We start from the raw sequence: 23,699 nt of genomic DNA on the forward strand, positions 1-23,699 counted from the left end.
GAATTATGAGACCAAAAATTTTCGGGAAGTTGCTTATATTAAATTTCTGATGAAGTAAGTTCCTTTGTTTTATTAACAAACAAACTACCTAACTTATACCCTGTAAAAAACAATATTGCAACATTTAGGGAATTGAAAATAGGGATACATATAGATAATAGAATTTCCGGAATTTCTAAATTTTCTAATATTCCTTTTAAGTAAAATATTCTATCACTAAAAATGAATAAGATCATTGAGAAAACAATCAGTTCAATTATCATCATCTTAATAAAAACCAAATTATTTTTTATACTATATTGGGATATAAAACCAATAAAAATTATTGATATAACAATCCATATGTAATCGTTAAAAATAAATTGTGGAATTAATGCTATAAAATAAGGCCAATAATTAATTACTTTTTTCATTACTTAAATTTTATGATGTTTTTAATATTTTTTAATCTATTCGGATTGTTTTCGAATTGAGTCTTTTTATACGTTCCTTTTTCCCACAACTTGAGCTGATCTTTATAGTGAATAGAGTTAATTTTCCCGCTTTGTCCTCCTGCTAAAATTGTATAAGAATTTATATTTTCATTTTCCATCTCATATATTGCTCTAAAGACAGGGCGATAATAACTAGAGTTTATATTAATTGTATTTTCATTGCCTCCTGCACCTACAATTCTCTCTCCAAATCCTGGAAGAAATGAAATATTGTATACATTAATGGATGACATATTTTTATAGGTTTCTTCTTTCCATTCATTACCATGATGAAATTGCAAGGTAGAGTCAGCGTACTGTAAGATATTATTAAACAATTCTTGCTTAGAGGTCTTGTCAGAAATCGTATACTTGCTATCTTTCAGGTATTTAACAAAATATTTAAACGATGGTGGACGGTTTATCTTCAAAGTACTTTCAGCAAAATTCATTGCTTCTTGTTCAACACCCTCTTTAAGCAATTCATAAATAAGAGCTTGATGACTATCTCCTTTCATATCACCGTTCCAATGACTAAAGCCATTTAATAATTCTTTATAATTCTCAGGTATTTGGTATATTTTTAGTAACTCCTTAAATTCAAAAAAAGATATATCAACCTCATCTTTTTGCATTTCTTGAATCTTTTCTAAATCCCAATCATCTTTCTCTTTCAGTAACGAATGAATCCGATTTACTCTATAATCATCTTTATATCCTAAAGTTCCAAAATAAGTATCGTTTTGGATGGGTTGTTGATTTGCGGAAAACAGAAGTTTCTCATCCGGATTGTAGGTACGCCATAATGTATCAAGTGATTTTTTAGGTTCATATTTAAGTGTACCATCTAACAATTCTCCTTTAAAGTTAATCCCTCTATCTGGTAATTTACCTGCGCAAACTATCCCTATATTATCATTTATATCAGTATAAATAAAATTCTGAGGAGGATACCCATATTCTTTTAATGCATTTGTGAATCCATCCCAATTTTCACTTTGCATCAAATCATACATAGCTCTTATGGAGTAACTTTTATCGGATGCATACCAACGTTGCGCATAATATGCTCCATTATCATCCTGTACTACTTTACCGTGAACCGTATTCTTTTGTTTAACAATTCTATCCTTTTCTCCTTTGATTTTTATCGAATATTCTTTTTCTTCAAAAGGGATCCATTTGCCATCATAAAAGTACAGGTTGTCGTCTTTTGTTTTTAATCGATATCGATCTATTAAATCCCATTCTCCATTTGTTATTCCCCAAGAGATTTGATCGTTATGACCACTAACAATTACGGGAACACCAGGAATCGAAAATCCATACAGATTTAATTTATCAGAGACCATGTGAATCTCATAAAAAGCTTCGGGTAAAGTCAAAAACAAATGAGGGTCATTTGCTAATATTGATTTTCCATTCTTTGTTTTAATTGCATTTACCGCCCAATTATTACTTCCTATTCCTGGATGAAAACCGAGAGGGTTGGATTCTTCCGGTTTTGATTTTTTCGCGATAACAGTATCCAAATACACTTTATCATTAGAAATTTTATTTTCCTCTTCTGAAGGTAGAATTGTATTCAAACCTTTTGGTTGCATAGGGTAAAAATAATTCTGATCATCATCAGAAAGTTTTGTAAGAAGTTCATGTTGATCCATATGATAATCAAAGTATGATAGAGACCAACTCATATACCAGGTAACAAGCATAGAATATTCTGGCTTCCATTCTCTGGGAGTCTTTCCTAAAATCTTATACATAGGATCAATAATCTCTTCTTTTTGTATATATGCGTTTATTCCCTGTGCATATGCAATCAAATAATTATAAAACTCTGGCGAATTAGTTTTATAGTCTTCTAATAATTCTTTAGATTTCCTTTTGAACTCGTATGGTTTCCAAAAAATATCTGATTCTATGGTTTCTTCAGCAAAAATTTCAGAAACTTCGCCTTGAACAGTTCTTGTAATCATCTCCATTTGAAAATAACGATCTTTGGCATGCATGTACCCTAATCCAAAAGCTACATCCTTCTCCTTATTACCGTAAATATGGGGAACACCAACACTATCAATATAAATTTTAGGTTTATATTCTCCTTTGAGTTCTTTTATTCCATTTTCTTGAAGTGGAATAGATAACAGACCTGTTTTGTAAGTCAATAATGATCCTATAGAATTTATTGGTTTGTAGCTTATATTGGTAATAAATATCCAACCAACACATAAAGTCAAAACCAATACTGTTTTTATTATTTTCATTTACTTAAATTTAAAAAATTGATATTCTTTCATTAGAAAACATCTCTTTGTTTCTAGAAGTGTTTTATAGCTATCGGGTAAAAAAATAATTGAAATTAAAGTACATCTAAACAAATAAGTGTTTCAGGTTTAGATTCCTAATTGTACTCGAGAAGTTTAAAAAAGTTACAGTTGCTTTTTGATAAGAAAAAAATTATACAACCGTCCATTAATTGGCTTATTAAAAAATTGATTCAAGCGATGCTTTATTTATCTCAGTAAGTCCGCCATATTCCATTTTCAATAATTTATCTGCCAAGTGATAATATCTGTCATCATGAGTTATGGCAATAATCGTTTTATCCTCTCCTTTAGAGATCAAAGGAAGTATTTCTTTATAAAATTTGTTTCTGAAATGAGGATCCTGATCAGCTGCCCATTCATCTAAAACTAAAATTGGTCGATCCTCCAAAATAGAACTAATCAAAGCCAATCTTTTACGTTGTCCTGTAGAAAGATCTATTGTTGAAAACTTATTGTTTTCAATTGTAACCTTATCTTCCAATTCAAACAGCCTCAAATAATAATTTGCTTTATCTAAGTCAAGATTTTTAATGCCATAAAACTCATCAAAAAGATAAAAATCACTAAAGACTGGAGAAAACATTTCTTTTACGCTATCAATTTTATCAGATGAAACATACTCCTCATCAATTTTAACCTCACCACTATCTAAATCATAGAGTTTTAATACTGTATTAATAAATGTTGTTTTTCCAGCTCCATTACCACCGTAAATAAATACTATGTCATTTCTATTAATATCTAAATTAATTGGACCTACTGAGAATTTATCTTCTCCATAAGAAAATGAATAATTTTTTATTTCTAAGTTTTTAAATTCATAGTACTTTTCTTTGTCTTTATCATCTATAGTAAATAGCTGTTGTTCGTTTTGAAGATCTTTTTTTAATTTATTCATCCTTTTTAAAGAAATCGCCGCGTTATTCATAAATGGAATAATAGTCATCACACTAACAATAGGTCCTAATACATACAATAAAACAAAAACGAAACTTATTATAATACTTACAGAAACATTTAAAATATCCCCAGCATAAAGTAAAATAAATGTAATCAGTCCATAAAATAATAATTGGCTAATTAATTCACTATTTAAATATTTTAGATATGCTTTAATATTTGTTTTCTTACCATTATCAATAACTTTAGTAAGTTTACTTTCATAAATATCCCTTCCTTTATCAGGGTTTATATTTATTTCTTTTGCTCCTTCTAAAATACTAATAAAGATATTCATGAAGTTATTTTCTAAATCCCTTACTTCTTTAAATTGTTGATCACTTTTTCGGGATCTCACTAGATAAATTAAAACTCCTAATGCTATTACACCTAAACTGACTGCAAACAAACTAAGTGATAAATATGCCATATAAACTAAACAAGAAATGATTAAAATTATTGACGAAAAAAAAGTAATTACTAATAATGAAGCATCTGTAATATTTCCTACATCTGCTGTTAATGTAGAATAAACATCATCTTTCCTTTCTTGCAATTTTCTGTATGGTGCTCTCAAAATCAGCTTTATCGTATCTTTTCTAATATTCCAGTAAATCCTCTGTGAAAGGTTTATTATGCCTCCAGACAACCACCGTCTTGTTATAAAAAAAACAACGATTGTTCCTAGAAACATTAATAGATAGTTATTATCCTCTGGTATCCCAGAACTAATAGACAAACTAATTGTTTCATTAATAATCATAATAAAAGCAAAACCTGCTAACCCAGAAATGATTGCTAAAATCGAGTACCCTATAATGGAATTTATAGGAATTAACTTTCTTGTACTAACTTCTAATATTTTGTTTTTCATTTTAATTGAATTTTATGTTTAACGTATGTTATAATCTTTACTTAAAACAACTTAATTTTTGTATATCTATAAAAATTCATTTCATAGGTTTATAAGCACCTCTAATACCCTTGAAACAAATGCTAAACATTATGTTCATTAGGATTTTATTAAATTCTTTAGATATAATACTACCTTAACTGGAAGTGAAGGTGAGGAAATAGGTATAATGTGTTGGGATGCCTAAATACAATCGGCGAATAATGTGTTTTTCTAATTTATTTATAGCGTTTTAGCTACAATAGGTTGGCCTGAATAACTATTAATTGCGTGAGCCAAGATTGTTGGGTGGTCATAGATAAAGAAATGGTTCCCCGAAAGCACTTGAAAATCAAAACTAATATTTGTATATTTTTTCCAGTTTTTTATATGAGCTACTGTTCTTTCTTGATCTCCCATCAATGCGCATATTGGAATATCTAAAACGATTCCTTTTTCTATAAAATTATCTTTCTCTACTACTTCAAAATCAGCCTTCATTATTGGAGCAAAAAAATCAAATAAATCATTGTTTGTTAGTATTTCTTCCGGTACACCTCCTAGTATTCTAAGTTCTTGTTTAAACTCTGTATCTTTTAAAAGATATCTTTTAACTTCATCACCTTTTATTCCTGGACCAGGATTTCCTGATACTATTAGAGCATCTGGTTTATCATTAATTTCTTTCATTTTATTCGCTACAGAAAGTCCTAAAGTAGCCCCCATACTATGTCCATATATTAAAAAAGGTTTTTGATTTCTCAATTTCTTTATTTGATTAAAATAATCTTTAATAGCTTCTTCTTTATTAAAAATTAACTCATCCATCAATCTTTTGCCTCTTCCTGGAAGCTCTATTGGATACAACTCAAAATCATTTTCTAAATATTTATTCAGGAAATCAAATGAATAACAGCTACCTCCTGCAAAATGTAAAAGAAATAATTGTGGTTTTCTCTTTAGATAATACATATGATCAAAAATTAATATTATTAAATTTATTTTCTAATTAGTTCTGTCCTTTTCTTCTTCATTTCCAAAGTCTCTCTGTTCAACTTTTTTCTTTTTATTTCCAAAATTATATATTACGGAAGCTCTAAAATATCTATTACTCGCTATTCTAGTATAATCTTGTCGTATTCCATTAATTACTGATGTTAGCGTATTAGGGCTTGTGTTCAAGATATCATATACTCCTAAAGAAAATTGTAAATCACTTTTTTTGAGATCAAACTTTAAAGCAATGTCAAGGTTATAACTTTCTGATTGATCAAACAGGCTTTCTTTATACGCGGAACTATACCAAAAATTGACCTGTCCTCTTAATGTTTTGGATTCATTTAGAGTAAAAGTATTATTGGTTGCGAGGTAATACCTAAAACCATTTTGTACCTGCGCATTAATATCTTTATTAAAAAACTTCGATTCATAATTAATCAAATACAATACATTTTGATTGTCCCACCAGGATATATTGTTGAAACTATAGAATTGCGATAATCCATAACTATATAGATCATAAAAATTTTGGTAAGTAATAAACTGTTGATTAGTTTCATCATTTACAGAAGGCACAACACCATAACCATTAGTCTCTATACTTAAGAATAAATTTGTGGTTAATTTCCCTTTATACGTGTGCGATAGCTCTAGGTTATCATTAAAAGATGGCTGTAAAAATGGATTTCCTTCGTCAAAACTATTTTCATTGGTAAAATGTCGAGCTGGATTTAATTGAGAAAATCCAGGTCTATCAATTCTTTTTCCGTAATTAAATGAATATGAATTATTATCATTGGGAGCATAAGATATATAGAAGGTAGGAAATAATTTTGTGTAATCATTTTCATTCGTTTGGTTCAACGTTTCTGAAAAACCTTCGGTCTGAGTATTTTCTAACCTAAGACCTAATTGAACATCTATCTTTTCACCAATACTTTTGGAACCATTAATGTATATAGCCTGATTATTTTCTTTATAATCAAATTTATTAGACAAATCATCATCAATGACGGGAGTTCCTGAAATTGTATTAAAATTATTAGTTTTATATTCATTATCTGTAAAGCTAATCTTAGCTCCGTATGACAAATTGATCCATTCTAATGGATGTTCTACATCGATTCTAGCACTATAATTTTTTATTCTCTGATCGGTATCATTTAGGTTTGAAAAACTAACCCCTAACGATTCATTATCTGAATCAAAATTTTCTGTTGAAATATCTCTTTCTCTATCTGAGGTAAACGTAAAATAATCTAAATCAACAGAAATACTTCTTCCCAGCGTATCTAAAACTGTTTTAAAATGTGTATTTAATGAATGATTGTCCTTATATAAATCACTAAACCCATCACTCACTAATAATGAATCTACTTGATTAGAATTATTAAAAATAGTGGTAACTGAAAGATCTTTTACATCAGGATTAGCTACAGATCCTAAATATTGAATCCCAATTGTTGATTTCTCACTAAGATCATAATCTAACATCATTCTACCTGATAAATCATCCTCATTCCATTTTTGATTAAAGTCATTAAACCATGGACCATCTGAGTACTCTATTTTCGTATCTTGTTGTACATCCAAGTTTCCGGTAGTTCCATTTGCACTTAGTAAAAACTTAACTTTTCCTTTTGAGTAATTAAAGCTATTTCTTACTGTATAGTTAGAGAAAATAGCCTGAGTATAGGATAAAGTTGTAGAATTACTCCAAGAATTTTTCCTCCCTTTTTTATATACAAGGTTAATAAGACCGCTATTTCCCTGAGCTTCATATTTTGCAGGTGGATTTGTTATAATCTCGATAGATTTAATATCATCGGATGGTATGGTTGACAAAAAACTAACAAGCTCTTGTCCGCTTAATTGGACGATACGTCCATCTAGCATAAGTCGCATACCGCTTTTTCCTATCATCGCTATCTGATCGCCATTAACGGCCAATCCTGGAGAAACTTTAAGAGCCTCTAGAGCATTACCTCCGCTTGTCGCTGGATTATTTTCAATATTAAAAACTAATCTATCCACCTTACGTTCAATAATTTTCTTCCTAGAAACAAGCAAAACTTCTTCAAGACTATTTTCTTTGCTAATTAATGTTATATCCCCTACAACTACATCATTTTCTATATTAATTTGTTTATTATAATCTTCATATCCTACAAATGTCACTGATAACTTATATGTACCTGTTGACGTCCTAATTAAAAAATTTCCGCTTTCATCAGTTATAGTCCCACTAACAATCTCGTTAGCTTGATTCAGTAGAATAACATTAGCAAATGCAATAGCCCCAATTGAATCTTTCACATTCCCCTTCAATTCCACTTGCGAGAAACCGAAAAAAGGAACTAACACTATTAATAATAATTTGATTTGTTTCATTGATTTTTAAATTAAGTTATTCTCTTATTGTTTTATATTTTTGATTTGATTGACCTAATATTTGACTTCTAATAAAATCATCTAGTTTTATAGACTGTGCATGTTTTTTATACATATCTTCTGGACAGGAAAAAATAACTTGAATTGCATCCTTGTATAAAATTGCTTCCAAATTAATAGCATCTTTTGATTGAAATTCTTTGGTTTTAACATTGTAATAATTAGAAACATCGCAATAATATTTCACGTCATTTTCTATTTTAAAATTGAATACCCCTATTCTGCATTGATCAATATCTATTGCTGCTTTACTATAAAAATCTTGTCTTATTATTTCATATGGGATACATTGATTAGCTCGTGCTTCACAATACTTTACAAACACTTCTAACATAAATTCCTTAGGCGATTTTCCTTTATCTGAAACAATCTGTAATGGTATTGTATTACTGATCATTCCTAAAGCACTATTTACATCTAATCCATTAAGCATCTCCTCTCTTCCATCAACTCGGACGTGTAACAGCTTGCTCCCCTTAACATTTATTTTGTTAATTAAGCGCTGATGTAATGAAAGAAATAGTGCTGTGATTGGTAAATTTAAACTTGAAAGAATCTTATTTAATAAAACTAAATTTTTATCTTTTATAATGAACTTTTGAAAAACAAACTTACTATTATTCTCTGTTAAAATTTCGGAAATTAATGATAGGTTTTCTTTTTTAGACTCTATATTTTTAAAACTATTTATCCAATAATCCCTATGCTTCCATCCTTGTTTAGAAAGGAGAAAATTAGTTTGCCATTTAACAAAATCATAATTAGAGAATGAGTTTTTAATCACTTTCTTTTTATTAAGAAAGAGCAACAAATTTTGTTCTAAAAAACTATTACTATGCATATCTGTAATCACATGATGGATACCCATTGTAAGGTGAATTTCCTTTTTATTTTTATCTATCAATGCAAGTACTCGAATTAATTCACCATCAAAAAAATCATATGGTTTACTTAAATAAGCTAATGATTTCTCCTCTAACTCTTCTAAATCAAAATCTACATTTACCTCTTCATATTTAATATCTAATAAAACATCATGAGCAGCTATCTGTTGTTGATATATCTTATCATTTTGTTTTCTAATCTTTATACATAATACAGGGGTTTTATTTAAAAATTTTCTGATTTTTCTTTCCAAATTATCTTTAGAACAGTGTTTTATTTTTATTGGACCTAAACTGCCAATAGCACTTCTCTCTCTCATCAAAAATTTTTGATTGGCTGACAATTCAATCTCTTCTTTTTTTATTTTGAATATGTTAAGCATAAGTCACTTTTGTTTAAGCTGAAAAAAAATGATAATGTCATTACATTATCTAAGTTAAAGGCGTATTTGATCGTATTTAAAACTATCAAATACGATAATCTTAAATCCAATTTTTCATTCTAGATGAATCGACAAGAACGTTATTTCTTTAAAGTTATAGCACCTATTTTATTGAAGAACTAGGGGTTTGTTTAGTGTAATTTGGTATGATAGAATCGCCTTTGAGTAACGTCTAACATAAGAGGTGCAGAGGTTGCTTCTGAAATTAAAATTTGTGCTGATTCCCCCATTTCTTTTATAAGTTGATTTTTATATTTTAGAATATCCTTATATACTTTAGTCTGGTAATCTTTCCAATTTTCAGTTTCATTGCGATATAACACCTCAAATCCATTTTTTTCTAAGATTGGAGTCTGATCAAATAATATACTATCCCAGGTAGTGAAGATAAATTTTGCATTCTTCTTCATAATTCTTTTAATCTCTGTCAGGGCTTTTTCTCTATCTTTAACCATCCAAAATGCATCAATACTTATTACATTATCCACTGATTTTTCTTCTAAGGGAATATTACAAAATCCACCTAATCTAAAATCCGCCTCATGATCTAATTCAAAATTATATTTAAATAATTCCGCCTTATTTATGGCTTCTTCAACAATATCAATCCCAATTAGCTTTAGTTGTTTTTCTTCTGCTATTTTAAGTCCAGGACCACCTTTACCGCATCCAATATCCAATAAAACATCTCCTTTATTAGAATCACTCAAGCAATCTACAAACATTGCTATATCTCTATTGGTTAAAAAACCAAAATGATCGATGCCTTGGGGATAGTTATCCCCAAAAGCATCTTGCCATATCTTTTGTACAAGACTACTCTCACCAGAGTGATCATAGTACTTTTCGTACATATTTTCATTTAATTCTACATATTCTAATTCCATAGTGAAAAATTTAAAAAAATTGATTTCCTTTTTACCTTGTACTACTAACTTGCTTCTTTTATTAGTTTAGAAAAATCTTTTATAATAGGATTTTCAATTAAATCCACTACGTCTAAATCGTATCCTTCCTGTTTTAATTTTGAAATAAGAGCAATTAGATTTAATGAATCTCCACCCAAACCAAAAAAGCTATCATTCATCCCAATTTTATCTAAACCAAGAATTTCTTTCATTAGTTGAACTAACGCCTTTTCTTTATTGGTTTTTGGATCTTGATGACTTATATCAGTTGATAAGACTTTACCTTCTTGGCTTGATAATAATTCTTTATCTATTTTCCCATTTATAGTCAAAGGAAATTCTTTTACCAGAATAAAATATTTAGGAATCATATAATCCGGTAATTTATCTTGTAAAAACTTTCTTAAATCAGTTACATTTTGATCTTTCTCAGCGATAATGTAAGCAGCTAATTCCTTATCACCATTATTGTTATTTCTTGCCAGAACTACTGTATCCACGATATCTTCTTTTGATCTCAAATAATACTCTATTTCTCCTAGCTCGATTCTGTAACCTCTAATTTTTAGCTGATCATCCTTTCTGCCTATAAATTCAATACTTCCATCTTTTTGCCATTTAACAAAATCACCGGTTTTATACAACTTTTCTCCCTTCATAAAAGGGCTTTCTATGAATTTGTCAGCAGTTAATTCAGGTAGATTTAAATACCCTCTTGATAAATTATGCCCACCAATATATAATTCCCCAATAACACCTACAGGTACTAATTGTAGTTTGCTATCCATTATATAAACTTGAGTGTTTTTAATTGGTTTCCCTATTGATATTTTATCAAAAACCTTATCTATTATGGCGACAGTAGCCCAAACGGTATTCTCTGTTGGTCCATATTCATTAAATAACACACATTCTTTTGTTTTTTTATAGTGATTAATTACTAAATCTTCTGGTAGCTGTTCTCCAGCAACAATTACTCTTTTTAATGAATCTCCTTTGAAGTTATTAGCATTCAAAATAAATTTATAAAATGAAGGAACACATAATAGAGAATCAACCTTATTTTCAATAATAATATTATTAATTTTCTCAGGACTTTTTAGAGTCATTTCACTTACAATATTCAATGTAGCACCTAGTGTTAATGCATTCCAAATAACCGCAACTGAAGAATCAAAAGAAAATGAAGGTATTAATAAATATGACTCCACATCTTTATAATATTCATTTCTGAATTTGGTAGACGTATATAAACTGCTGTGCTCGACCATTACTCCTTTTGGTGCTCCCGTAGAACCAGACGTATAAATTATATACGCTAAATCATTATGCTTTATATTAAGATCTACTGCTAAAGAACTATATTCTTGAGGTTCAAACTCTGCATCTAAAGTTAAAATGTTACCATTAAAATAGCCTAGATCGAAAATATAGTTGGTATCAGTTATCAGTAATTTTATACTAGTGTCTTCTACAATAAATTGTTTTCGTGTATCTGGTAATGAAGGATTAATCGGAACATATGCTGCGCCGGCTTTAAGTATTCCTAAAATAGAAATCATCATCCATTCATTTCTATCTAATTTTACACCTACTAAATCATTTGATTGGATCCCATAATTTTGAATTAAATTATGAGCTAACTGATTTGAAATAACATCTAATTGCTTATATGTCATTATCTCACCTTCAAAATCAATTGCCTTAGCATTTGGCGTATTTAATACTTGATTTTTAAAAAGCTGCAAAACCGTTGCATCCTTTTCAATATTTATCTCGGAATTACGGTTAAATTTTGTGAGTATCTCATTTGACTCTTCTTCTGATAGATATTTAAATTCAGACAATAGAAGATCTGATTTATTACAGAACTGTTCTATTAAGTAAGAATAATGGTTTACTAATTTCTCAATCCCTTCAACATCATATTTTTCTTCATTATATCGAAAAATTATTTTTGTTGATCCAGTATCGGGTGCAATTGTAATATTGAAGTCATAATTAGATTGATCAATAACTTCCACGGATTGCACCATCAATTCAGTATCTTCTCCAATACCATTATCCGCAAGCCTTTCTTCAATAGGGAAGTTTTCGAAAACCATAATATGATTAATCAATCCCATACCGATCTCACTTTGAGATTGTACCTCTGATAGATTTAAATAGTGATGATCACTTCCGGAAATCCCTTTATCATTAAGCCTTTTTAGTAAATCAATTGGTCTATCTTCTTTTTCATAACGTACTCTAACAGGAATTGCATTACTGAATAAACCAATCATATTCTCTACTCCTGATAGGTCACCTGGTCTTCCAGAAACAACAGCTCCAAAAACCACATCATTCGTGTCATTATATCTAGCTACCAAATATCCCCAAACTGCTTGATAAAAAGTACTGCTTGTAATAGCAAGGTTGTTACAGAGGCTTTTTATTTTTTCAAATGTCTCTTCTTTAATCTCCAGTTGATTTTTCACTTCACTATATGCGTCACTATCATTTTTAGTAACCTGAAAAGGCACTTCAGCAACTTGTGTGTAATCTGACAAATAATTTTTCCAATATCCTAAACTTTTATTTCTATCAATTCCATCCAACCATTTAATATAATTAGAATACGGTATAGGGTCCTCGAGCATTGGGTCCATATTATTATCAATTGCATTTAATAATTGATAAAAATCATTGATTACAATACTTGTACACCATCCATCCATCAATACATGGTGATGACTCCAGATAAATTCATACACATTATCTTCTAATTCTAGTACCTGTAATCTCATTTGTGAAGGACTCTCTAAATCAAATCCTTTTTTACGATCTCTTTCTTTTATTGCATTCAGATACCCAAGAATTTCTCCTTCTTTAAATTCTTTCGCAATTTTCTCATATATAAAATTACTAGCCACAGATTTATGAACAATTTGCAGAGGTAGACCTCCATAATTATTACGAAAACTTGATCGTAGAATTGCGTGCCTAGAAACAAGTAAATCGTAGGCTTTCTTTACTGAATCTATATTTAGATTATTAGACTGTAATCTATAGGACATTTGCTCAAAATACATTGATGTAGATGTATTTGATAGCCAATGATAATAAATACCTTGTTGTAATGGTGATAAAGCATAAACATCTTCTATGTTATTGTCAATGTTAAGTTTTGACAATTCTTTTGATGTAAATCCTTTAAATGTCAAATCCGCAGGAGTAATAAAACATTCTTTCTCCCTCGCCAGATCTTCAATAAGTCTTGTCAAATGCTTTTGGTAAGAACCTATCAATCGATCCATAGTTTCTGCAAAATATATTGACGTTGAATACCTAATCGACATACTTAACTGACTAGAAGTCATCATCCCTGACACATCTAAAATTGTATCATGTCCATTACTAGGGTCAATACTGAAACCTATATCTTCGGAAGAATAGTCAAAAACTGAATCCGAATCTCCGCCTGCGTTGCTTCCAAAATCTCCTAGATAGTTAAACACTATACTCGGTTTAATCTCTTTTTCTAAACCTTCTGTAAGGTGCTTTAATATTCCATACCCAATTCCTTTATTAGGAATTTTTCTCAACTTTTCTTTAACATTAATTAAGCTCTCTCTTTGGTTTTCGGATCCAGACACATCAAGTAAGAATGGATAAATTGAAGTAAACCAACCTACCGTTCTACTAATATCAATTCCTTCAATGATATCTTCTCGACCATGGCCTTCCATTTGAATAACGCTCTTTTCCACTCCAAAAACTTCTTGGATTGCTAATCCAAGTCCTGTTAATAGTACATCATTGATCCCTGTATTATAAACATTATGCACCTTAGTTTGCAAAAATTCTGTAGTTTCTTTACTTAATGTAAAAGACCTAATATCATCAAATTGAACAACAGACTCTGACATTTTAATATCTCTCGGGATATCTAAAATGGACTGTTCACAAATAGAGTTCCAATATGTTCTTTCTGAATCTATTACTACTCCTTGTGCATATTCTTCTTGCAAATCAGCCCATCGTTGGAATGAATCCGTTTTCATAGGTAAGATTGGTACTTCACCAGAAATATAACTGCTATAAAGAGTTGATAAATCTTCTAACAAAATACGCCAGGACACACCATCTACCACTAAGTGATGTACTATCAAAGCTAACCTATCTCCATCTAATAATCTAAAGTGACCTATTCTAAATAATGGTCCTTTTTCTAAGTCTATACTGCCTTGGATGTGTCCTCCAAGTTCGTTCATTTCTTGTAAAGGATCCTTTGATTCTCTGAGATCATAAAAATCTATCTTATAATGATTTTTTGAACTATCTTGATTGTATTGTGTTAATTTTCCTTCTTGGTTGTTGAATACAATTCGTAAGGCATCGTGATGCGTAACTAGTTTAGAAATACACTTAGTTAGAATATCAGATTTAATCTCCTCTGAACTTTTCAATAGAATGGATTGATTAAAGTAATGAGGCACCCTAACATTGGAGTCTTTATTAAAAGAATGCTGTATTGGTGTTAATTTTACTTCTCCAGTAACCTCTGACTGGTCTATAAAATTATCATGTTTTACCAATAACTTAGCAAGGTTTTCTATTATAGGTGTACGTAATATTTCATCGACTTTAATGCTAAATCCCCGTTGTTTCAAGCGAGATACCACCTGAATGGATTTGATAGAGTCTCCTCCTAGTGTATAAAAGCTATCTTTAACGCTTATCTTTTCTCTTTTTAACACATTTTCTAAAACAAGGACTAATTCTTGTTCTTCAATTGTGGATGGCTCTTTATACGCTACTGCATGAGATTTTTCCAACATATCCAGATCAAGAAGTGATTTTCTATCTATTTTACCATTTGTGGTTAATGGCATTTTCTCTACCTGTATATAATGCATCGGAAGCATATAATCTGGTAATCTGGCAGAAAGAAATTTTCGTAAATTTTTATCACTTTGCTGTTTTTCAGAAACAACGTAAGCAACCAAATCCTTACCTCCTCCAGCTATTTCTTTAATTTGTACAACTACTTGATCTATATCATCCTTGCATGTCAAATGATATTCTATTTCACCTAATTCAATTCTGTATCCTCTTACTTTTACTTGATTATCATATCTCCCAATAAATTCAATAGTACCATCTGGAAGCCATCTTCCTAAATCTCCTGTTTTATAAAGTCTCTCCTTTTCATTATAAGGATTCACCATGAATTTTTTATTAGTAAGCTTTGGGCGGTTTAAATACCCTCTAGCAACTCCTTCCCCTCCTATACAAATCTCTCCAACTACTCCTTTAGGATGCAAAACTCCTTGTTTATTTAAAATGTAGCAGTTTGTATTTCCCAAAGGTTTTCCGATAACAGTGCTACTCACGGACTTTGAATTAACTACCTGTTCTATTGAAGTTACAGTAGTTTCTGTAGGACCATACTCATTAAAAAACTGAACATTACTACCCCATTCTTCAGTTATTTTATCATCAAAAGAATCTCCTCCGGATACAATCCTTTTAAGACTAGAATCAGAGATCTTTGGAACATTTCTTAAAAATGAAGGCACCGCGTGTAGGTGAGTTATCTTTGATCCTTTTAAAATCTCTTCAAACTTCTCCATATCAAGCAAGTCGGATTTCTCTGGAATATATAACCTAGCACCATTCAATAGAGAAAGGAACAATTGTTCTATAGAAGCATCGAATGAAATATTAGAAAAAAGTAAAAACCTATCGTCTTTATTTACATCAAAAAAACCTGTTTGATATGCTATTAGATTTATGACACTTTTATGTTCTATCAAAACACCTTTAGGTTTTCCTGTTGACCCTGATGTATATATAACATATGCAAGATCATTAGAACTTATTGATAACTCTATTGGTTTTTCGTCAAAATCCGAAGCTTCGAATTCAACATCTACAGCGAATACATTTTCTTTATAAAAATCTAATTCAAACATATAAGATGTTTCCGTTATCAACAGCTTAAGGTTTGTGTCATCTACAATATGTTTTTTACCTGCTTCTGGTAATTCTGAATTAATTGGAACATAAGCTGCTCCTGATTTCAATATACCTAATATCGATACGGCTATCCAATTATTACGTTCTAATTGAATTCCTACCAGGTCATTTTTTTTGACATCGTAACGATCAACAAGGCAATGAGAAAGCTGATTAGACAGAATATCTAATTCTCTAAAAGTTAATTCATTACTCCCACTAATAACAGCTACATCATCTGGTGTGTTTTTTACTTGATCTCTAAAAACGTCAACAATTGTTTTGTTCTCCGAGTAGTTAAATTTCGTGTTATTAAATTCCAATAATAATTCGGCACACTCCGTGTTCGTTAAAAAGTTAATGTTTCCGATATTTTTCTCTGAGTTATCTATTAAAGCTGGAACTAATTGAGCATAATGCTTCATCAATTGTTTCATTAACTCTCCATCATACACATCTTCATTATATCTTAGATCCAAACAAAGTCCTCCATCGGATTCATTTATTGTGATATCTATATCAAATTTTGACTGACATTTTCCTAAATCAGTACAGACATTGTATTCTTTATTATTAATCTCTAAACCTTCATTAGTATCACCAATATTCTGAAAGGTAAGCATAACATCATAAATTGGACTTCTACTTCCATCCGTTACATAATTAAGATCCGTAACAAGTTTATCAAAAGTATATGACTGATGCTTAAATCCTTGCATCGTGGTTTCCTTAACTTTTTGAAAAAAGCTAAGGAAACTTTCTTCAGAACTTATTTGGTTACGAATAGCTAATGTATTAACATAAAAACCAATCTGATCCTGTAAATCTGCATGGTCTCTTCCAGAAACTGCTGTGCCTATAACAATATCTTCTTCAGATGAATATTTATGCAACAATACATTCAAAGTTGCTAACAATCCCATATAGAAACTACCCCCTTGTTTTTTACAAAAGGATTTTAGAGTACTTGTAATATCAGGGGAAATATCCATTGTAAGATTTCGCCCATTATATGTTTTAAACTTTGGTCTTACTTTTTTCGATGGTAAATTTAATATTGGTAGGTCTCCCGAAAGTTCAGTTAACCAATAATCTCTGTGCTGCTTATAGTTTTCTTTATTTACTGAATCAGATTGCCAGATCGAAAAATCTTTATATTGTATTCTTAAAGGTTCTATTTCTGGTGATTTATTATCCACAAAAGCGTTATAAAAAATCATCACATTTTTTGCTAAGACATCCATGGACCAACCATCACTAATAATATGGTGCATGTTATAATAAAAAGTATAACTATTATCAGAACTTCTCAAAAGACTTGCTCTTAACAGTGGTCCGTTTACCAAATCAAAAGGTTTATAAGTATCTTCTTCTATATAGCTCTTTATCTGTAATTCTGAATTTTCTACTTCTCTATAATCTTTATAATCAATTGCAATTTGTAATTCCTCTTTAGATAACACCCATTGTTTGACTTCTCCGTTTTCATCTTCTCTAAAAACTGTTCTAAGAATTTCATGACGATCAATAACTGCATAGATAGCTTGCTTAAATTTTTCTATATCATATGTCCCATTTAATTCTATGTTGGAAGACATATTATATGCCGTTGTTGCATTTTCAGACTGACTCAAAATCCATAATCGTCTTTGTGAAGCAGATAATGGATAGTTTCTCAATTTTTCACTAACAGGTATCAACGTAGACTCATCTCCTTCCAAAGAATATAAGTACTGAATTAAAGATTCTTTATTAGTTTTAATTTCCTCAATTATATTATCTGATAATTCTGTATCATAGGATGCTATTTCTAAATTATCACCATCCAATACAATTTTTATTTTTTTCTCTCTTAACTCTGTTAAAAGTGCTTTTACATCTTGATTCATTTTCAGTCTTTTTATTTTATTAATACTGGATGGTTTTTTCTCCAAATAAACGTTCTGCAACAATTCCTCTTTTATTGCATTCTTCAACTAACCTATTAGATTCTACTATTGGTCTAGATTCATCTGTATATTTTAAAGAACTAATAAATACTAACCAAGGTTCTAATCCCATAGCATATACAAATACATTTTTAGGATTAAAAATGTTAATAAGACTCATTCCCTGATCATAATCACTTCCTGCTAAACGACGAGATGTATCTTTATCTCTTTCTAACTTTTCATGCATTAAAGGCCCATAAAGCCAAAATAGTGGTGCGCCATCACATTCCATCCCTAAGAAAAGTACATCTACATCACCTACAACGCTATGCACTCGTTCATACACTTTTTCTTCTATATTACAGGAATCCGCTGCAAATAAAACTTTGAAATCGTTATGAAGAGCCACATGATAACATAACTTGCTTCTGATATCCAGATCACAATGTTCTCCTAAAAATGGAAGCCCTGTTATCTTACATTTCTCTAATTCTATAGATTCCATGTCACCTAACTCAATTACATTTTCAAAACCTATCTTTTTGAGCATTAATTTTAGATCTGGATCTTGTAAATCTCCCTTGCCACTACTCGGTACTACAATATTTTTTACACAGTGTCTTAATTGCAATAAAGTTTCTAATAAAATATGATCTTGGTGATTATGTGTAATTAGGACATAGTCAATCTCCTCTGGAAGATCATTTATAGTATATCGGTTAATATCAGTTTCATAACCGTCATAACTTATTACAGGGTCAACTAAAATCGAAGTTTCATTGGTTTCTACAAGGACACTTGCATGCCCAAAGTATCTTGTTCTAATTCCATCTCCTTCATATTTTTTATATGCTGTAGGTGCTTCTGTGGTAAAGAAACTTTTAAATAATTCTTCTTTTTCTGGCGGTATCCCTAATGCTTCTTTAATTTTATGATAATCCCCTGGAATTCTTTTCATTTTAAATAATTCATCTATTACTTCTTTTTTAAAAGGTATATCTAAATGAATTAAATGGTTTTCATCTAATCTAGGAGTACTTAATACAAATGACCTAGCATCATCTGCTTCTACTAATTGTAAAGAAATTGTTTGAACTGATTCATCGTAATACTCACTGTGATATAATAAGTTTTCAAAAAATCTAAAGTTTGGTTGATTATTTAAATCATAAAATAATTCTACGTATCCCTTTAAAATATCTGGTACTTTATCATATAATGGATCTAAGGAATAACCTTTTGCTTCTTTCTGTAACATGTCATTTAATTCCCCTATGGCTCCAGTAAGTTCAAGCATATTTGATCTACTTTCTACTGTTTCTTCATATAACTCCTTTATTTCCTCTACTCTACCTCCATCATAATCTATAAAAGGTCCCCCTATCATTTCTGGTTTCTTAACTGCTGCTGCATGTATCTTGGGATTCTTGATATAGGATTCCATTATACTTAAATGTCTATTTTTAATATTCATCGCTGCAGTTGCAGGAGATAATAAATGTGGCCACGCATACCATCTATCAATTAGTGCTTCTATTGCTACATTTAATTTTAAATATTGATTTTCGTTCGAATTCATTGTATGTGATTTAATTGATTATATAATTTGGATTAACTTTTGTTAGAATTTTAAACTCAGTTACTTCAAGGGAGTAACTACTTGATTCATCTTTTATGAATATTAAATCTGAAAGTTAGTTGTACTTAATATTCCTGAGAATCTACAAGAGGATAACACAGAGGTTAAATAATAAATACGTTTAAAAGTGATCTAATTCGGATGATATAAAACCTTATTTAAATTTAATAGAAGCGGTTTCAATATATCTTAATACTTACTACTGTTTTTATGTATTTCTAGTTGTAATCATGGAATTATTCGAATTGAGTTGATTCTTAATCAATCTCAAAAGCATTTAATTTGGAAGTTTTATTTTATTGTATAATTAGACTCTAAAATTCATTCTTATTCTTTAATAATTATATAAAAAGAAATTATACAGTGTTATTAAAAAAGAGCTAATTACGTTTGCAAAATCAGGAAATACCTCTAATAATCTATATGACAACCTTATCTTTAATGTCTTCTTTCTCAAAATGGCTACTATTCCAGTGTTGATTGGTAATAATTTCTGCGAGAGATTTTATATTGGGTTCTTGAAATAAGACATTGAGATCAAGTTTTAAATGAAATAATGTTTGAATTTCTGCTATTACTTTTGCTCCTTTTATACTATCTCCTCCTATATGAAAAAAGTTATCATAAACCCCTATCTTTTCGAGTTTCAGAACTTTATTCCATATTTCCACTAATTGTTTTTCTACATCATTACTTGGAGGAACATATTCGACTCCAGTAGAGATGTTTCCTATTCTATTATCTAATAAGCTCTTTTTATCTATTTTACCATTTACTGTAAGAGGTATTTTGTCTAATTGCACGTAATGACTAGGTAACATATAATCTGGAAGATATTTAGATAAAAATCTATGTAAGTCTGCTATATTTTGTTCTTTAGAAGCTGTAAAATAGGCGACTAATTCTTTGTTATTCTTATCATTTTTATTTACCAATACAATTGCTTCTTGTATACTTTTTTTCTTTTTTAAATTAAATTCTATCTCACCTAACTCTATTCGATATCCTCTCACTTTTACTTGATCATCTTTCCTTCCTAAAAACTCAATTGTCCCATCAGGTAAATATTTTCCTAAATCTCCTGTTTTATATAATTGTTCTCCAGTTCTAAAAGGGTGAGATATAAATTTATTTTTTGTAAGTTCTTTCTGATTTAGGTACCCTTTAGCTATTCCCTTTCCACTTATACAAATCTCTCCGGCAACTCTTATTGGCTGTAGTTTATTAAATTCATCTACAATATAGATCTGGGTATTTGGTATGGGTTTTCCTATTGGTATTCTATTAGTTTCTAACTCGGCTAAACTCGAAATTTCATGTACTGATCCACATATACTTACCTCGGTTGGTCCATATGCATTAAAATAGGTTCCTCCATATTGTAGAAATTCTGAAATCTTGGTTAAACTAGGAACTTCTCCTGCTGTAATCAATACTTTTAATTCTTTTAAACACTTGATATCCAACAGTTCTAAATATGCAGGGGGTAATGTAGCTATATCAATCTTGTTTTCTTTTATATAAGATTCTAACAATCTAGGGTCTTTCTTTATTTTCTCATTTACTATATATAGGGTTTTTCCTGCTAGTAGTGTAATAAAAATTTCAGATATAGATGCATCAAAAGATGATGAAGCAAATTGTAAACTTCTTTCATTATCTTTTAGTTTAAATAGTTCTATCTGAGATAAAATTGTGTTTACAATACCACTTTGTTCAATCATAACTCCTTTAGGTTTTCCTGTAGAACCTGAAGTGTATATAACATATGCAAGATCGGATGTCGTAACGGGCACTTTTAACTTAGAAGAACTTTGACTACTGAGCTCTAAATCACAATCTACCATAATCATCTGCACATCCTCAATGTCTATTTTGAACATACTACCTTTATTAATTATCATAACTTTTAGGCCAGCATCTTTTATTATGTAGTGCTTACGAGATTCCGGTAGTTCTGATGCTATTGGAACATATACACCTCCAGCTTTTAACACCCCCAATATTGATATAATTAACCACTCATTTCTATCTAACATTACTCCAACTGCGCTACCTTTCTTTATATTATACTCTGTTTTTAAATAATTCGCCACTTGATTGGACTTCCTTTCTAATTCTCTATAAGTCAATCTTTCATCTTCGCAAACTAATGCAATAGCATCTGGAGATAATTTTAATTGTTTTTGAAATAAACTAATAATAGTTGCTTCATTTTCAAATACTGTTTCTGTTTGATTAAACTTTTCTAAAAGTATTTTTTTCTCTTGGTTTGTTAGGTAGTTTATTTCTATTAATTCTTTTTTTGGTTCTTTTAATAATGCTGATGTCAATTGTTTAAAATGTAGCATTAATTTTTCTACCATTTGTTTATCATAAACATCAGTATTATAGTTGACTTGAAACGAAAGTAATTCTCCTATTTCTTTAAAACTTACCGCTAGATCAAACTGAGATGTAGTATATCCATAGTCTTCTATTTTTTCTAAATTTTCACCAATATTGCTACTATCACTAATTGACGCCCCTACATTATCTAGTTCAAAAATAGTATCAAATATTGGACTACGGCTTGTATCTCTAATTACATTCAAATCATCAACCAACTTGTCAAATGGATAACTTTGATGTGTAAAAGATGATAATGTTGATTCTTTTACTCTCTTAAAAAAAGTTTCGAAATTATCATCAACATCGATTTTATTTCTTAGTGCTATCGTACTTACATAAAAACCAATCTGATCTTCTAAATCAGCATGATCTCTTCCTGCTAATGGAGTTCCTAAAATGATATCATTTTGCGAAGTGTATTTAGACAATAACACTTTCCATATTGTCAGTAACGTCATAAATAAACTACCTCCTTGTTCTTTAGCAAATGATCTCAAATTCTGAGTTGTTTCAGAGGTTAGAAAGGTACCTAAACTATTTCCACGATGTGTTTTTAACAAAGGACGTAACTTTTGTGAAGGAAGGTTTATTAAAGGTAAATTTCCAGATAAATGATTTAACCAAAAGTTTTTATGTTCATTATAATCTTTCCCATTGATTTTAGATAATTGCCAAGATGCATAATCTTTATATTGGATTCGAAGTTCTTTAATATCCGGAGCAACCTCCATAATATTCGCTTGATAATATTTCATTATATCGCTTGACAAAACCTCCATAGACCAACCATCACTTATAATATGGTGCATATTATAATAGAAAACATAATTATCATCTGATAATCTGAGTATGCAAGCACGGAGTAAAGGCCCTTTCTCTAGGTTAAATGGGATAAAACAATCATTTTCTATATACTTTATAATCTCAGTCTCTGGATTTTCAAAATGTTCATAGTCTTTATAATCAATTTCAAAATTCAATTCATTTAATGATAATACACATTGACGCAATTCTCCGTGTTCATTCATTTTAAAAACAGTTCTTAATATTTCATGCCTATCTATAACACTATAAATTGCATTTTTCAATTCTGTAATATCATAGCCTTTTCCTAAATTTATTCTATTTGGCATATTATAAACCAAAGAGTTATCTCCTACCTGACATAACACCCAAAGTCTTTTTTGAGCATTAGACACCGGATAACTTTCATCAATTGGAATAGGTTTTATTTCATTCACCTTATTCACAGAGGAATATTTTTTCAAATATTCTATAAGCTTATATTTATTCTGCTTTACTTTGAGGATTAAATCTGGATCAATGTTATTAGCATCAAAACTTAACTCCAGATCTTCATCAACAAGAGAGACTCTAATATTATTATTTTCTAGTTCATTAATAAGATCAATCATG

General features: G+C 29.9%; 10 protein-coding genes. All 10 read right to left on the bottom strand.

Translation table 11 applies throughout. The annotated features are described in order from the left end of the window. Nucleotides 1–38: 38 nt before the first annotated feature. A complete protein-coding gene (locus ACWGOQ_RS21015) occupies nucleotides 39–413 on the bottom strand; it encodes a hypothetical protein (protein WP_452059702.1) in 375 nt (124 codons plus the stop codon). Further along, nucleotides 413–2,740 carry a penicillin acylase family protein gene (locus ACWGOQ_RS21020; RefSeq protein WP_452059703.1) on the bottom strand — a complete coding sequence of 776 codons (2,328 nt, stop codon included), beginning with the start codon at nucleotides 2,738–2,740 and terminating at the stop codon, nucleotides 413–415. Before ACWGOQ_RS21020 ends, ACWGOQ_RS21015 begins: the two co-directional genes overlap by 1 nt. A gap of 220 nt (nucleotides 2,741–2,960) precedes the next feature. Beyond that, nucleotides 2,961–4,616, bottom strand: coding sequence for a cyclic peptide export ABC transporter (locus ACWGOQ_RS21025; RefSeq protein WP_452059704.1), 1,656 nt, complete (start codon nucleotides 4,614–4,616; stop codon nucleotides 2,961–2,963). 261 nt (nucleotides 4,617–4,877) lie between these two features. Next, the gene (locus ACWGOQ_RS21030) at nucleotides 4,878–5,606 is read right to left on the bottom strand and encodes a thioesterase II family protein (protein ID WP_452059705.1); all 729 of its coding nucleotides are present in this window, start codon (nucleotides 5,604–5,606) and stop codon (nucleotides 4,878–4,880) included. 33 nt (nucleotides 5,607–5,639) lie between these two features. After that, nucleotides 5,640–8,024, bottom strand: a complete 2,385-nt coding sequence (locus tag ACWGOQ_RS21035) for a TonB-dependent receptor (protein WP_452059706.1) — start codon at nucleotides 8,022–8,024, stop codon at nucleotides 5,640–5,642. A 16-nt stretch (nucleotides 8,025–8,040) separates the two neighbouring features. Beyond that, on the bottom strand, nucleotides 8,041–9,351 hold the full coding sequence (locus tag ACWGOQ_RS21040) for a condensation domain-containing protein (protein ID WP_452059707.1): 1,311 nt from the start codon (nucleotides 9,349–9,351) through the stop codon (nucleotides 8,041–8,043). A 191-nt stretch (nucleotides 9,352–9,542) separates the two neighbouring features. Beyond that, nucleotides 9,543–10,298: a class I SAM-dependent methyltransferase gene (locus ACWGOQ_RS21045; protein WP_452059708.1), complete on the bottom strand. Its 756-nt coding sequence runs from the start codon at nucleotides 10,296–10,298 to the stop codon at nucleotides 9,543–9,545. A gap of 44 nt (nucleotides 10,299–10,342) precedes the next feature. Beyond that, on the bottom strand, nucleotides 10,343–18,211 hold the full coding sequence (locus ACWGOQ_RS21050) for a non-ribosomal peptide synthetase (RefSeq protein WP_452059709.1): 7,869 nt from the start codon (nucleotides 18,209–18,211) through the stop codon (nucleotides 10,343–10,345). 19 nt (nucleotides 18,212–18,230) lie between these two features. Beyond that, a complete protein-coding gene (locus ACWGOQ_RS21055; protein ID WP_452059710.1) occupies nucleotides 18,231–19,832 on the bottom strand; it encodes an MBL fold metallo-hydrolase in 1,602 nt (533 codons plus the stop codon). A 479-nt stretch (nucleotides 19,833–20,311) separates the two neighbouring features. Continuing rightward, nucleotides 20,312–23,698: a non-ribosomal peptide synthetase gene (locus ACWGOQ_RS21060; protein ID WP_452059711.1), complete on the bottom strand. Its 3,387-nt coding sequence runs from the start codon at nucleotides 23,696–23,698 to the stop codon at nucleotides 20,312–20,314. Nucleotide 23,699: the final 1 nt, after the last annotated feature.

This window comes from Aquimarina ulvae (assembly GCF_053613295.3).